Source organism: Vibrio sp. MMG023, from assembly GCF_021654215.1.
Lineage (GTDB): Bacteria > Pseudomonadota > Gammaproteobacteria > Enterobacterales > Vibrionaceae > Vibrio > Vibrio jasicida.
In genome coordinates, this window is record NZ_JAKFZP010000002.1 from 135,115 (window position 1) to 149,897 (window position 14,783).

14 protein-coding genes are annotated in these 14,783 nt (G+C 44.7%); 11 read left to right on the forward strand and 3 right to left on the reverse strand.

The features are described 5' to 3' along the window. Positions 1–18: 18 nt before the first annotated feature. The 10 genes from trpB to L1076_RS05800 all read left to right on the forward strand — a co-directional run bounded on the left by trpB (position 19) and on the right by L1076_RS05800 (position 9,902). Positions 19–1,209 carry a tryptophan synthase subunit beta gene (gene trpB, locus L1076_RS05755; RefSeq protein ID WP_005376781.1) on the forward strand — a complete coding sequence of 397 codons (1,191 nt, stop codon included), beginning with the start codon at positions 19–21 and terminating at the stop codon, positions 1,207–1,209. Beyond that, positions 1,209–2,015, forward strand: a complete 807-nt coding sequence (trpA, locus tag L1076_RS05760) for a tryptophan synthase subunit alpha (RefSeq protein ID WP_038880521.1) — start codon at positions 1,209–1,211, stop codon at positions 2,013–2,015. Before trpB ends, trpA begins: the two co-directional genes overlap by 1 nt. A gap of 337 nt (positions 2,016–2,352) precedes the next feature. After that, positions 2,353–3,612 (forward strand): dicarboxylate/amino acid:cation symporter, encoded by a 1,260-nt coding sequence (locus tag L1076_RS05765; RefSeq protein ID WP_038871875.1) that lies wholly within the window; start codon positions 2,353–2,355, stop codon positions 3,610–3,612. 158 nt (positions 3,613–3,770) lie between these two features. Then, positions 3,771–4,970, forward strand: coding sequence for an acyl-homoserine-lactone synthase (locus L1076_RS05770; RefSeq protein ID WP_038880524.1), 1,200 nt, complete (start codon positions 3,771–3,773; stop codon positions 4,968–4,970). Beyond that, positions 4,963–7,506, forward strand: coding sequence for a hybrid sensor histidine kinase/response regulator (locus tag L1076_RS05775; protein ID WP_038880527.1), 2,544 nt, complete (start codon positions 4,963–4,965; stop codon positions 7,504–7,506). Before L1076_RS05770 ends, L1076_RS05775 begins: the two co-directional genes overlap by 8 nt. 94 nt (positions 7,507–7,600) lie before the next feature. Then, positions 7,601–7,843 (forward strand): hypothetical protein, encoded by a 243-nt coding sequence (locus tag L1076_RS05780; protein ID WP_038871884.1) that lies wholly within the window; start codon positions 7,601–7,603, stop codon positions 7,841–7,843. Positions 7,844–7,975: 132 nt separating this feature from the next. Further along, positions 7,976–8,548 carry a septation protein A gene (locus L1076_RS05785; protein ID WP_237303333.1) on the forward strand — a complete coding sequence of 191 codons (573 nt, stop codon included), beginning with the start codon at positions 7,976–7,978 and terminating at the stop codon, positions 8,546–8,548. A gap of 137 nt (positions 8,549–8,685) precedes the next feature. Then, a complete protein-coding gene (gene yciA, locus L1076_RS05790; protein ID WP_038871890.1) occupies positions 8,686–9,081 on the forward strand; it encodes an acyl-CoA thioester hydrolase YciA in 396 nt (131 codons plus the stop codon). Between the two features lie 119 nt (positions 9,082–9,200). Continuing rightward, a complete protein-coding gene (locus tag L1076_RS05795) occupies positions 9,201–9,497 on the forward strand; it encodes a YciI family protein (protein WP_038871892.1) in 297 nt (98 codons plus the stop codon). Positions 9,498–9,500: 3 nt separating this feature from the next. Next, the gene (locus L1076_RS05800; protein ID WP_038871894.1) at positions 9,501–9,902 is read left to right on the forward strand and encodes a GspS/AspS pilotin family protein; all 402 of its coding nucleotides are present in this window, start codon (positions 9,501–9,503) and stop codon (positions 9,900–9,902) included. 103 nt (positions 9,903–10,005) lie between these two features. Here L1076_RS05800 and metE read toward each other — a convergent pair whose 3' ends face one another. Continuing rightward, entirely contained in the window at positions 10,006–12,288 is a 2,283-nt protein-coding gene (gene metE, locus L1076_RS05805) for a 5-methyltetrahydropteroyltriglutamate--homocysteine S-methyltransferase (protein WP_237303334.1), read from the reverse strand. Between the two features lie 263 nt (positions 12,289–12,551). Between metE and metR the strand changes: the two genes are divergently transcribed. Beyond that, a complete protein-coding gene (metR, locus tag L1076_RS05810) occupies positions 12,552–13,463 on the forward strand; it encodes an HTH-type transcriptional regulator MetR (RefSeq protein WP_038871949.1) in 912 nt (303 codons plus the stop codon). Positions 13,464–13,484: 21 nt separating this feature from the next. On the opposite strand, the gene L1076_RS05815 is transcribed toward metR, so the two are convergent. Beyond that, positions 13,485–13,685: a DUF4250 domain-containing protein gene (locus L1076_RS05815; RefSeq protein WP_005445023.1), complete on the reverse strand. Its 201-nt coding sequence runs from the start codon at positions 13,683–13,685 to the stop codon at positions 13,485–13,487. A gap of 183 nt (positions 13,686–13,868) precedes the next feature. Next, positions 13,869–14,579 carry a hypothetical protein gene (locus L1076_RS05820; RefSeq protein WP_038871898.1) on the reverse strand — a complete coding sequence of 237 codons (711 nt, stop codon included), beginning with the start codon at positions 14,577–14,579 and terminating at the stop codon, positions 13,869–13,871. Between the last annotated feature and the right edge of the window lie 204 nt (positions 14,580–14,783).

The window sequence follows — 14,783 nt, forward strand, 5'->3', positions numbered from 1 at the left end:
ACGAGAAGGAATATAACGATGGCAAAACTGAATGCCTACTTTGGCGAATACGGCGGTCAGTACGTTCCGCAAATTCTAGTTCCAGCACTGGAGCAACTAGAGCAAGCGTTTATCGACGCGCAAGAAGATCCAGAATTCCGCAGCGAATTCATGACGCTTCTTCAAGAGTATGCGGGCCGTCCAACGGCTTTGACTCTAACTCGTAACCTAACCAAAGGTACGAAAACTAAACTGTACCTAAAACGTGAAGACCTACTTCACGGTGGCGCGCACAAGACCAACCAAGTGTTAGGTCAAGCTCTGCTTGCGAAACGCATGGGTAAAAACGAAATCATCGCTGAAACGGGAGCAGGTCAACACGGTGTAGCAACGGCACTAGCGTGTGCGCTGCTTGGCCTTAAGTGTCGCGTTTACATGGGTGCAAAAGACGTTGAGCGTCAAAGCCCGAACGTATTCCGTATGAAGCTAATGGGTGCAGAAGTCATTCCTGTTCACTCGGGTTCAGCGACACTTAAAGATGCATGTAACGAAGCGCTACGCGACTGGTCTGCAACTTATGAAGACGCGCACTACCTATTAGGTACAGCGGCAGGTCCTCACCCATTCCCAACCATCGTGCGTGACTTCCAACGCATGATTGGTGAAGAAACGAAGAATCAGATTTTGGCACGTGAAGGTCGTCTTCCTGATGCGGTTATCGCATGTGTGGGCGGTGGTTCAAATGCGATTGGTATGTTTGCTGACTTCATCGAAGAAGAAAGCGTTCGCCTAATTGGTGTTGAGCCAGCAGGTAAAGGCATCGATACAGACCAGCACGGTGCACCACTTAAACATGGCAAAACGGGCATCTTCTTTGGTATGAAAGCGCCATTGATGCAAGATCCTAACGGCCAAGTTGAGGAGTCTTACTCTGTATCTGCGGGTCTTGATTTCCCTTCAGTTGGTCCTCAGCACGCGCACCTAAACGCAATTGGTCGTGCAGAATACGACAACGTGACAGACGATGAAGCGTTAGAAGCATTCCAAGAGATTGCACGCCATGAAGGCATTATCCCTGCCCTAGAATCTTCTCACGCAGTGGCACACGCACTGCGTATGGCTCGTGAGAATCCTGAGAAAGAACAATTGCTGGTAGTCAACCTATCTGGTCGTGGTGATAAAGATATCTTCACTGTGCATGCCATCCTAGAAGAAAAAGGAGCGATCTAATGAGCCGTTATGAAAAGATGTTCTCGCGTCTAAACGAGAAAAACCAAGGCGCATTTGTACCGTTCGTAACGGTTTGCGATCCAAACGCAGAGCAGTCTTACAAAATCATGGAAACACTGGTTGAATCTGGCGCAGATGCCCTTGAACTTGGTATTCCATTCTCAGATCCGCTAGCCGATGGCCCAACCATCCAAGGCGCTAACATTCGCGCGTTAGATTCAGGTGCAACACCAGATATCTGCTTCGAGCAAATTGGTAAGATCCGAGCTAAGTACCCAGAGCTGCCTATTGGTCTTCTGATGTACGCGAACCTTGTTTACTCTCGTGGTATCGAGAACTTCTATGAGCGTTGTGCAAAAGCAGGCATCGATTCTGTTTTGATTGCAGATGTACCAACTAATGAAAGTGCCGAATTTGTTGCTGCTGCAGAAAAGTTTGGTATTCACCCAATCTTCATCGCACCACCAACGGCAAGTGATGAAACACTGAAGCAAGTATCGAAGCTGGGTGGCGGCTACACTTACCTACTATCTCGTGCAGGTGTTACTGGCGCAGAAACCAAAGCAAACATGCCTGTAGGTCACATGCTGGATAGACTGAACCAATTTGATGCGCCACCAGCATTACTTGGTTTTGGCATCTCTGAGCCAGCACAGGTGAAACAAGCACTAGAATCTGGTGCCGCTGGTGCGATTTCTGGCTCAGCCGTGGTGAAGATCATTGAAGCGCACGTTGAGCAACCACAAATCATGCTAGATAAGCTAAGTGAATTCGTTTCTGCTATGAAAGCAGCAACACAAAAATAACGTATTACTACTCGCATGAATATGAGATCGATTCCTTATTTACCATTCGGAATCGATCTTTTTTTTAACATCCATTCTCTAAATTTCCCTCTTTCTTACCATATATTTTATAAACATCACCTAGTAAAAATATCAGCACGATCGATAGCAATCGTTTGCTTGTGATTAAAAAACTACCATTCATCAATGAATTCCCGATCAGTTGATAAGTTTGTACGGAAATTGTATTGCTAATTGTGAATGATAAGTGTAAAAAGCAAGGCGATATAATTATCCAAATAACAACTTTATATTGGTGGGTAATTTTAGGATTTTACATTTTATTAGCACAGAGGTTATGGAAGTGTTAAACAAAAAGAGTTTGCTAAACAACATTGGCGTACAAGTCGTCATTGCAATGATCGTAGGTACTGCCGTTGGTGCCTTCATGGGTCAAAGCGCGACAGTATTTGCACCACTAGGTGCTATCTTCATCAACCTGATCAAGATGCTTGTGATCCCTCTGGTCGCAGTAGCGCTTATCTCAGGTGCAGCAGGTCTAGGCAATAGCCAATCTGCAGGTAAAGTGGGCTTGGTAACCCTAGGTTACTTTGGTCTAACGTCTGCCCTAGCTGTCGCACTAGCACTGTTTATGGGTGAAGTATTCCAACCAGGCATGGGCATCGACGTTTCTGGCGTTGAAGGTATGTTCTCAGCTGAATACGCTTCAAAAGGTGAATTACCTACTTTCTGGGCAACCATCACTGGTATGATCCCAACCAACGTTTTCCAATCACTAAACGAAGCGAACATCCTTCAGATCCTTGTGTTCTGTATGTTCTTCGGTATCGCGATTTCAAAACAAGAAAAATCACGTCGCGAGCCAATCATCAATGGTGTTAACTGCATCGTTGACGCTATGGTTTGGATGATCAACAAAGTGATGATCATTGCGCCTATCGGTGTATTTGGTCTGATGGCTGAAGCGGTAGGTACGTTCGGTTTTGGTGCCCTAATGGTGGTCTTCAAACTGTTCGTCGTTTACGTAGCGGCAATCCTAGTGTTCGGCTTCGTGGTTTACCCAGCAATGGTACATATCTTCACTAAGACATCGGCGAAGAAATTCGTATCAGCAATGAAGAAGCCACAAGCAGTTGCCCTTTCTACCGCCTCTTCAATGGCAACGCTGCCTGTAACAATGGATACGTGTGAGAAAGAGTTGGGCGTAAGAAACTCAACCGCTTCATTTGTTTTACCGCTTGGCGCAACCATCAACATGTCAGGTAACGCGATTTACTACGGCCTAGTGGCAATCTTCTTTGCGCAACTGTTCAACATCGACCTAGGCATGGGCGCTTACGTTGCGATCATCGTCACTTCGACACTGGGCGCAGTAGGCCAAGCAGGTGTTCCTGGTCCTTCATTCCTAGTAGTCGCGGTACTGCTTGCTGCTGGTATTCCAATCGAAGGTCTCCCACTATTGTTTGCGCTTGACCGTATCTTCGACATGATTCGTACCGCACTAAACATCACAGGTGATGCAGCATGTGCCGTTATCGTGGATGCACTTATTGAAGAAGAAGCACAACAAACTGAGCTTCAAAAGCAAGAAGCATAATTTAAATTAACGCTCATTCAAGCCGCTCCATCGAGCGGCTTTTTTTACGATAAACCTGCCTTAGGTAACCGTTTAAATAGAAACTAATGGCATATTTTGTTTTAAATGATATAAGAGCGGCATAAATAAAAAACCATAAACCTTGGCTAGGTTATCTCATGAATTTTACGTCGTCTTTAGGGGTGCTATCTGCGAGCAGCATGCCTATTGAAAAAAAGCAGCTCGCGCTGATCAATGCGGTTCTTAGTGGTTTCGATACGCAAGAACGTCAAGTTATATTCCAATCCGTTACTGACTACCGAAGAAATCAACTCATTGCACTCTTCCCAGAACATAAGGCTAAGAGCTTTTCAGTGCTGTTTGAATCGATGGACTATCGTGATTTAGTACAACGTTACCCTTCCACCTTATCGCCTTACATTACGGCGTTAGAGCTTGTCGCATCTCAGTGCTTTACGCACTGGCTGGAGTTTTGGTGTGAATGTGAAATTGCAGCAATCAAGACGAAGCCTCCTGTACAGGAAATCTCTACAATAAGTACCAAACTGCCCTTTGAAGATAGCGCTTATTACGGTGCCATGATTGAACGCATAGAAGATGCTCAACTTATGGTAAAAACACCCTCTCACTCTCAAGCGATATCACTGAGTGATGCAGTCACGTTAAGTAATCTTGAGCTTTTTATACAAGGTGAAAAGTGGTACGAAATGCTGCCGTTACTGTCGCTGTCGCAAACAGGGAAGCACTTTATATTACTAAAACATCCAGACAATGAAGCGGTCCCTACCCTTGTTGCCTCTGCTTTGGTTCAGGATTGGGCTATTCACAACCGTTGGTTGAGCTACGCACCACAATTTAGCAACGAACAATGGCACTACTGTTTACCAAACCATGGGTACGAAGAACTAACGCGATTACAGCTTTTTACATCATCTACACTGTTAAAATGTTACTCTCTCCCAGAATTTGATCGCGAATTCAAGTTACTATTATCCGATACACAATCCGTGTGTGAAGTCCTGCGCTTGACAGTAAGTGGAAATGCCCAGCAGAAACTCTACTTTCTCTACCTTGCGCAAAAAGAGCTAATGAACGTACTGTATCAAGCTGGTTATAAAGTAGGCTTCACCATCATTGAGCAACCTTTCATGCTCAACTTTTATCAGTCGATCGATAAGAAAGCGTATTTCCATTCTGGATATTGCGATCTCAATAATGACGGCAAAGAAACTTACCGGGGATTCTGGAATTTCGAAATGATGGTCAAAGCATTCAATCAAACCGATTTCCGCGCCTACAAACGCGCAGTGAGAGCCAACCGAAAACGAGCGTCATCCGAAAGGGATGAATATGTTTGATTTCGGTTTAGAGACAATCATCTACGCAAAAGCCATTACGCTACTTGCCACGGTAGCAGTGGTTTTTATGTGGCTGATTTACTACTGCTTTCGCTTAAAACAAAAAAACGAGGTTATCTTTGGGACGCATCACGCGCCTTACATTGCTTACTCTGTTTGCATCATTGCTTGGATAAGCAGCAATGCGTATTTCCATACCGAGCTCTTGCCTGATTTGGGGCCGGATGTCGGCATCTTTATGGCAAAGTTTGCTAACCTTGCGTCCTTCTTCGCATTTGCGTTCGCCTATTACTTTTCTTGCCAACTCTCAGCCGAGCAAAGAAAGGGCAAAGTACACCCTTGGCAACAACTGATCTTCGTCACCCTGACGGTCTACTCATTATTTATCAACTTACAACCGAACTTAACGGTAGAGCATGTCGAAATCGTTGGGCCTAGTGAGTTTGTCATTGAGTTTGGCCCACAGACCTCCTACTTCTTCATAGGTTTGGTAAGTTTCGTTGTGCTCACTTTGGTCAACTTAGTCGCCATGCGCGCTAACAGCAGCAGACTAACGCTAGCCAAAACCAACTACATGATCGCAGGCATCTTGGTGTTCATGCTATCAACGGCAACCATACACCTTGGCATGACTTACTTCATGGGTGACTTTTCACTGACTTGGCTACCACCAGCGTTGTCTATCAGTGAAATGTTATTCGTAGGTTATGCGCTACTCACCTCACGTTTTTATAGCGTCAAATACCTCGCATACATGTCACTCAGCGCATTGCTCGTATGCGCGATATTCGTTTTGCCTTTAGGTGCAATCTTCATCCCAATGACAGATAGCAAACAATGGTTAATCGCCACACCAATCTGCGCCCTAATCGGCATTACTTGGCATCTACTTTATAAACGAGTAAGCCGTTATTCATCGTTTTTGATTTACGGCAATAAGAAAACACCTGTGCAACAAATCTTAGCGCTTGAGGATGAGTTCAAACTGTCGATTGATGATGCGATGAGACGTTTGGGAATATTACTTCAAATCCCGAACGACAAGCTCCGCTTGGTGACCAGTAATTACACTGAGACATTTTACGAAGATTACTTGTCGTCAAACAAATCTGTCTTAGTGTTAGACGAACTCTCTGACGAGATTGACTATGCAAGCTCATCAAAGGGCTCCGTAAAAGCCTTGTACGAAAAAATGAGTTCAAATAATACGGCTTTGGTTATGCCACTGTTCGGGCAAGGCAAATCCGTGACGCACCTATTGGTCTCACCACATAAGATCAACAATCAGTTGTTCTCAAATGAAGAGATCTCCGCGTTGCAAACCTTGCTTACACGTGTTCAAAGCACCATTGAGGCCGATCGACGTATTCGTCAAAGCCGTGCGCTGGCTAACTCAATTGCCCACGAAATGCGTAATCCTCTCGCTCAAGTTCAATTGCAATTTGAGGCTCTGAAGCAGCATATTGAAAACCAAGCACCGATTGAGCAGATAAAAATTGACATCGAAAATGGTCAGGCGGCCATCCAACGTGGCCGTCAGTTGATTGATATCATTCTTCGGGAGGTCAGCGACAGCGCCCCTGAACATGAGCCCATTGCCCTCTCTTCAATTCATAAAGCGGTCGATCAAGCGGTCAGCCACTACGGTTTTGAAAATGAGAAGATAATTGAGAGAATTCGTTTACCACAACATACTGATTTTGTGGCCAAGCTAAATGAGACCTTATTTAACTTCGTTATTTTTAACCTCATTCGTAACGCAATTTACTATTTTGATTCCTATCCAGATAGTCAAATTGAAATCAGCACCAGTACGGGGGCTTATGAAAACGTGCTTGTGTTCCGCGATACCGGTCCTGGTATCGACGAAACCATCTCTCACAAAATCTTTGACGACTTCTTCTCTTACCAGAAAAGTGGTGGTAGCGGCTTGGGGCTTGGTTATTGCCAACGCGTAATGCGTTCATTTGGCGGGAGAATTGAGTGCCACTCAAAACTGGAAGAGTTCACCGAGTTTCACCTTTATTTCCCTGTTGTCCCCAATGCGCCAAAAGCTGAAACCTTACGTACGCCTTATTTCACGGATTGGAAGAATAGTCACACTGAACAAAAAGCCAAATCGAACGTAAAAATAGATAAGAACGCACCAACCGTACTCATCGTTGATGATAAAGAAGTGCAACGAGCATTAGTGCAAATGTATTTAAACCAACTTGGTGTGAATAGCTTGCAAGCCAAGAACGGAGAGAATGCGGTCGAACTGTTTGAAGCTAACCACATCGATTTGATATTAATGGATGTGCAAATGCCTGTAATGAATGGATTTGAAGCCAGTGAAAAGATAAAAGCGCTATCGCCTAACACGCCGATCATTGCGCTCTCAGGAGAGTCTGGAGAACGCGAGCTTGAAATGATTGCCAAGCTCATGGATGGGCGTTTGGAAAAGCCGACGACTTTAAATGCCCTCAGGCATGTCCTGAACAATTGGCTCAACAAAGACACCGCGTCGAATTCTTTCGAAATTGAGAACGAATAATTGGCATCTGATATGCATTACTGAAGTACAAACGAATTATCCATAGATTCAAGCCCTCTCTTTATTAGCGGGGAAACTTGATAAGGAGATGACCATGATGCTTCATCGACATACTTATTACGGCTTGATTCACCACGGTATTAAAACCTTACTTTTAGACCGTGTTGGACACTATACAGAAGAAGAATACCATCAGTACCTCAACCTGATGACGGGAAAATCAACCTGCTTCACCATGTCCCATGACGAACTAGAAGCAACTGTCGATAACCTGTTACGCGAAGGCTATTTGGAAGATGTGAAAAACCTCATCACTCGTTACCAAAACGTTGCCTAAATCTCTTCCTTCTGTCCAACAAAATAGCCGCTGAATGCGGCTATTTCTTTCCTCTATATTCTATAAATATTCACATTGCCTCAGATTCCGCTAGACTGTCCTCAACTCAATAACTAGGTAGTTTTTTGCATCATGAAGCAAATCCTTGATTTTATTCCACTCATTGTCTTCTTTGTCCTATACAAGATGCACGATATCTATGTTGCGACAGGCGCGCTTATCATCGCAACGGCTATTCAAATCGTGTTGACGTTTGCTCTATACAAGAAAGTAGAAAAGATGCAATTGGTTACTTTCGCAATGGTGGCTATCTTCGGTGGCATGACCATATTTTTCCACGATGACAACTTCATCAAATGGAAAGTAACCATCATCTATGCACTGTTCGCTGTTGGCTTAGCCGTAAGTCATGTTATGGGCAAGTCCGCGATCAAAGGCATGCTTGGTAAAGAAATCACTTTGCCTGAAGAGATCTGGACCAAAATCAACTGGGCATGGGTTGGCTTTTTCTCGTTCTGTGCCGGCCTAAACGTATACGTAGCGTTTAAGCTCCCACTCGATGTGTGGGTTAACTTCAAAGTGTTCGGTTTACTGATCGCGACATTCGCTTACATGATCGCTACGGGCTTCTACATCTACAAGCACATGCCAAAAGATCAAAAAGAGAAGAAAGAAAACTCATCCGATGTTTCGGTTGATGATTAAAAGCTCAATTTTGCTATAATCTTCTTACATTGATTATTTACAGCGACCTCAGGGTCGCTGTTTTGTTGTTTGCGCCAGAAATCTTGGTGCATTATTTGCTCCATTTTTGAGCTTAATAAAGATTGTAGGATGTCATCATGAATCAAGAAGGTCATACACCAAAAGGCCAATTATTGCTTCGCACCCTTGCTATGCCCGCTGATACTAATGCCAATGGCGATATCTTCGGCGGCTGGATCATGTCCCAACTCGACTTAGCTGGTGCGATTCTGGCTAAAGAAATCTCCTTAGGCCGAGTTGTTACTGTCTCGGTTTCTAGCATCACATTTAAAAAACCTGTCAGCGTCGGCGATGTTGTCTGTTGTTACGGAGTATGCTCAAAGATCGGCAGAACTTCGATGAGTGTAGACCTAGAAGTATGGGTGAAGCCTGTTAAAGTCGACGGTGTAGAAGAGCGCTTCATGGTTTGTGATGCCACATTCAACTATGTTGCGATCGATAGCGAAGGTAAACCACGCCCAGTTCAAAAGTAATAACTTGGTTTAATATAACGAATTGCTAGGAACAACCTCACAAATTCCATTGTTGACTTGTGAGTGGCACAAAAAAGGCGTTAAATTAGGACTTTACCTACCAATTAAGGAAATATGCTATGTGGTACGTCATTTTTTCTCAGGACATCGAGAACTCATTAGAAAAACGTCTGAGTGTTCGCCCTCAACATCTTGAGCGCTTGCAGCAACTTCAAGACGAAGGACGTCTACTCACTGCAGGTCCAATGCCAGCCATTGATTCCGATAATCCGGGTGAAGCAGGCTTTACTGGCTCGACAGTCATAGCAGAATTTTCCTCTTTGGAAGAAGCTCAAACATGGGCTGATGCCGATCCATACATTGCAGCGGGCGTTTACGAAAATGTCATCGTAAAACCGTTCAAGAAAGTGTTTTAAGTTATGAAAAAATTACTGTGTCTTTTCCTCGTATTCGGTGCACTAGCAGGTTGTTCATCAAGTGATGACAAGCAACATCAACTTGAGTTGATGGCTTCTAACCGCGCTGGTGTTCTTTCTGCAGGTTTACCGCTTGAATACGGTCCATTAAAAATCTTACGCATTTCTTCCAACAAAAATGTGGTTGAGATGATGATGATTTATAACGATGATGCGCTTGGTGCCAAGCCGTTAAATCAAGTAGTGAACACCAGTATATACACTTACTGCAATACACCAGCGGTGCGTGAGCAAATTGATATGGGCTTGATGTACCGAATCAAAGTACGCAACTCCCGCGGCCAATTAATGGCGGATGAGTTGGTGTCAGCGCAAACATGCAGCGCAGGTCAAAAAGCACAGTAATACGCGACTCAATCTTCTTGAGTTAGACGCTCGATAAAATAAAAAAGCGAGGATAGATATCCTCGCTTTTTTGTTTCTGCGGCCAGTTTGAAAAACTAAGCGCTTATACGAGTTCAGCTCTGAGCTTCTTAGCAGCAGAGACAAGGTTACCTAATGCGGCTTCGGTTTCTGCCCAATTACGCGTTTTAAGTCCACAATCAGGGTTCACCCACAAGCGTTGCGCCGGTATTTTTTCAGCTGCTTTCTTGAGTAAGCCTTCAATCCACTCCTCCGTTGGAATGTTCGGAGAATGGATGTCGTACACACCCGGACCAATTTCATTCGGATAATTAAAGTCTTCGAACGCTTTCAGTAATTCCATATTGGATCGCGATGTCTCGATTGTAATCACGTCAGCATCAAGCGCGGCAACTGAATCAATGATTTCGTTAAACTCGCTGTAGCACATGTGAGTATGAATTTGCGTTTCTGGTTTTGCGCTAGCCGCAGAGATCTTAAACGCATCGACGGCCCAATTTAGGTATTCTTTATGGTCACGCTTCTTCAATGGTAAGCCTTCACGAATCGCTGGCTCATCGATTTGAATAATGTTGATACCCGCCTCTTGCAAGTCAGAGACCTCATCACGAAGTGCAAGGGCGAGCTGGTCTGCAATTTGTTTACGAGTAATGTCTTCACGTGGGAATGTCCAACACAGAATCGTCACTGGACCGGTCAACATGCCCTTCATTTGCTTGCTGGTCAACGATTGTGCATACGTCGACCATTCCACCGTAATCGGTTTTATGCGCTCAATATCTGCGACCACAATCGCTGGTTTGACACAACGAGAACCATAGCTCTGTACCCAACCAAATTGAGTGGTTTGGAAGCCCGCCAGGTTTTCAGCAAAATACTCCACCATGTCATTACGCTCAGCCTCACCATGCACAAGAACATCAAGATCGAGCGCTTCTTGGCGTTTCACCGCATCAGCGATGTGTCCTTTCAATGCCTGTTTATAATCTGATTCTGAAAGTTCACCACTGCGGAACGCACTTCTCTGAACCCGAATTTCTCCCGTTTGTGGGAAAGACCCGATAGTCGTAGTCGGCAAGAGTGGCAAGCCAAGCACTTCAGCTTGGTGTACGGCACGCTCTTCATAAGGTGCACTGCGCTGACTGAGCGCCGCCGTGATTTGGTTCAAACGAGACTGAACGTGTGGTTTGTTAACATGTGAAGCGGCTTTACGATCTTTAATGGGTTGACTATACGTATCACAAGCTAAAATCGCATTTTGGTCTCCATCAAGTGCACGGCCAAGCAAGGCAACTTCCGTTACTTTTTGTTTGGCGAAAGAAAACCAACTTTTTACTTCGTCACTTAACTCCGTTTCTAACTCTAGGTCTACCGGGCTGTGTAGCAATGAACACGAACTGGCTACCCATAAATTGTCGCCAAGTTTTTCTTTAACTGGCTGTAAGCGCTCTAATTGAGCACTTAAATCCGATCGCCACACATTACGTCCATTCACCACGCCCGCAGACAATACCCAGCCACTAGGCAGTTTTGCTACCACTTCTTCAAACTGCTCAGGCGATGCAGATAAATCGACATGAAGTCCATCAACATTAAGCTCGATGATTTTATCCAACGTGTCCGTGACCGAATCAAAATAAGTGGTTAGCAACACTTTTACGTCACTACGAATGACCTGATAAGCTAGCTTGAACGCATCCAACCATTTACTTTCCAGCTCAAGCGAGAGAATCGGTTCGTCAATTTGTACCCATTCCACACCTTGACTAGCAAGTTTAGAAAGAATTGCTTGATACGCGGAGAGTAGCCTTGGCAATAAAGTCAAACGATCAAAATCTTCTTCCACTTCCTTACCTAGATAGAGGTAACTGAGCGGCCCAAGCAAAACAGGTTTTACTTTGTGACCGGCTTTGACTGCCTCATTCACTTCTTCAAAAAGCTGTGGCCAACTGACTTCAAACGTATCATCCTTGCTGAACTCAGGCACAATGTAATGGTAATTGGTATTAAACCACTTCGTCATATCAGAGGCTGCCGCCCCCCCACAGTCGCAAGCAGATTGAGATTGACCACGACCGACTTTAAATAGTGTGTCTAAATCTGGAAACCCACTTGCGTGTCGCTTTGGTACATGTCCCAATAGCAATGTTGTGGTTAAGACATGATCGTACCAAGCAAAATCACCCGCGGTTGTGAAACTCAAACCCGCCTCTGTTTGTGTGTTCCAGTTTTGTGCTCGCAAGCTTGCCCCTGCTCGCTTAAGCTCCGCCTGATCGATTTCACCACGCCAGTATTTTTCCTGAGCAAACTTAAGTTCTCGTTTTTCACCAATGCGTGGGTAACCAAGAATATGCGTTGTCGTTGCCATGTCCGTATTCCTTATTCAGTGTCTGATATTGAGGTCAGAACATCGAGAGAAAACCTATCAAGATGTCTGGATGGCTAAAACTATCGCTCTGGCAACCGCATTGAACAACATCCAATTATTCAACTTGTTTATTAAAAAATTTCATATTGAGCGATCTCACTCGCACTAGACTAAAACAAATGGACGTCTAGACGTTTACATATCCATTTTTTATGGGTAAGTTAATAAAGCTCATGGCAGACATAAAAGGATGAATGGGATTCATGATAGAGTTGAAACACTTACGCACACTCACTTCACTGAGGGATACGGGTTCATTAACGGCAACCGCAACCGCTTTACACCTGACGCAATCTGCCCTTTCTCATCAAATCAAAGATCTTGAATCTCGTATTGGTGGGCAGCTTTTTTTGCGCAAAACCCGCCCCGTTAAATTCACTTCAGAAGGTGAAATTTTGCTTCGTCTCGCTGATGAAATCTTGCCAAAACTCGCCAAAGCAGAAAACGAGCTTGCAAGCTTGAAAGAGGACGTGAACGGTCGTTTGCACATGGCGATTGAGTGCCACTCTTGCTTCCAATGGTTAATGCCAGCACTGAAGGAATACCAATTAACTTGGCCAAGTGTGACGCTCGATTTCTCTTCCGGCTTCGGTTTTGAACCTCTACCAGCCCTGTTGGCTGGCGAGCTTGATTTGGTCATTACATCAGACATTCAGCCACGCTCCGAAGTCCATTATGAACCGTTGTTTGACTTCGAAATGCGCTTGATTACTTCGACTAGCCACCCACTAGCGAACAAAAACGTCATTGAGCCTGAAGATCTTGCTGATCAAACCATGCTTTCTTATCCAGTACAGAAACAAAGATTGGATGTGGTCAAACACTTCTTACACCCTGCGGGAGTTGAGCCAGCCAAGTGGAAACAAGCGGACAACACGTTAATGCTCGTACAAATGGTGTCAGCAGGATTGGGGGTAGCAGCATTACCAAATTGGGCGATTTCTGAGTTCTCGCGCCAAGGTTTGATTACCAGCATGCCTTTTGGAGAGGGGTTATGGCGTAGATTGTTCGCAGCAACACGTAACTCAGAAAAAGAGAAGCGTTACTTACAGGCTTTCTTTGCAACAGCTCGCCAACAATGTAAAAGCCACCTTGATGGGATCAAGATGGCTTAAAGATCGACAATTGAAACGAAACTAACGTTCGTAAGATTTAAATTGATTGGTCAGTGGGTCATATTGATAGCCAAGCATATCGAGCTTGCCCACTACCGATTCCACATCCATCTCGTACATCGATACCAACTCTTCAAAGCTATCACATTCTAAGCGCAGCTTTTCATTAACGATACCCAACAAGATAATGCTGTCCCAGTTACTTACGTTGCTTAAATCCATCGCGACACTCCTCTAAGACAAGGTATTTGACCCCAATTCCGTTGAGCACGTGCGTCAAGACTCTCTCGAAATGAATGAGGCTATAACTAAAGCGTAGACTTAATCGAATGATTTGAAAGTGAGCTCGATCTAAATCCCGAGCTCACAAAAAGAAAAGAAGACAGAAGTGTTAGTTCATTCGGTCTATGCCCCCAATAGGAACAGACCCTGTAAGCTTGTCATTGAAGCCAAAGCAAGAAGCAACGCTGCCGCCAATTGCACTTTGTTTGGCGCTTTATGAGTGAAGATATGCCAGCACCAAACCACGATTGCCATAATCAGCATCGCCAGTGACGCTAGAATATGTTGTGTCACGCCATTCAATGTCGCTTCATCCAACTGATAAGCAGAAAACAGCGTCATTACGACCAACAGCATGCCCGAAACAACACCCGTAACCGGTAAGATTCGGTGAAATGCTTGCAAGCGGCTACGTGCGATAACTAGAAGTAACTGCGCAAACACGGCACCTAAGAAGAAGATCATCAATGCCACTGAAGCGCTTGCCGCCCAATGCGGTTGCTCAAATAGTTGAATGCTCACGTACGCGAACGCCAAACCGTTCGCTAGATGCAGAGCCCATAATGGCCCTTTCTCACGTGTCTTCTTAGTCTGAACTTGAGAGTAAAAATAAAAGATCGCGAATACGATCATGAAAGCTTCAATACGAAGCGACGCCACTGCCAACCAAAGTACGCCAATTGATGGCAACATCTTATGCAGGCGACCACGTTGACCAGGGCAGATATCACCCTTAATCAAAAGTAAGGTCAACAGCGCTTGGGCGCCAAATAGCATTGGAGGAAAAGTTAACAGCAATTGTTGAATCATGTTGAATGCAAACTCAAAAGTCATTTTGGGGTGGCGATAATAGCAAATCACCTAATGGTCGACTAGCCCGTAACTTCACCACTCGCTCGCAGAGTTCACAAGTCAGCATCTCTTGAGGGGCTGATTCGCTTTCCGTGTTAGCATCGCCGCGAAATAGCCGTCAAACCTGCTATTTAATCTCTCCGCTTGAACTTTACATTTTGCAATAAAATGAAAGTGTAAAGTCAA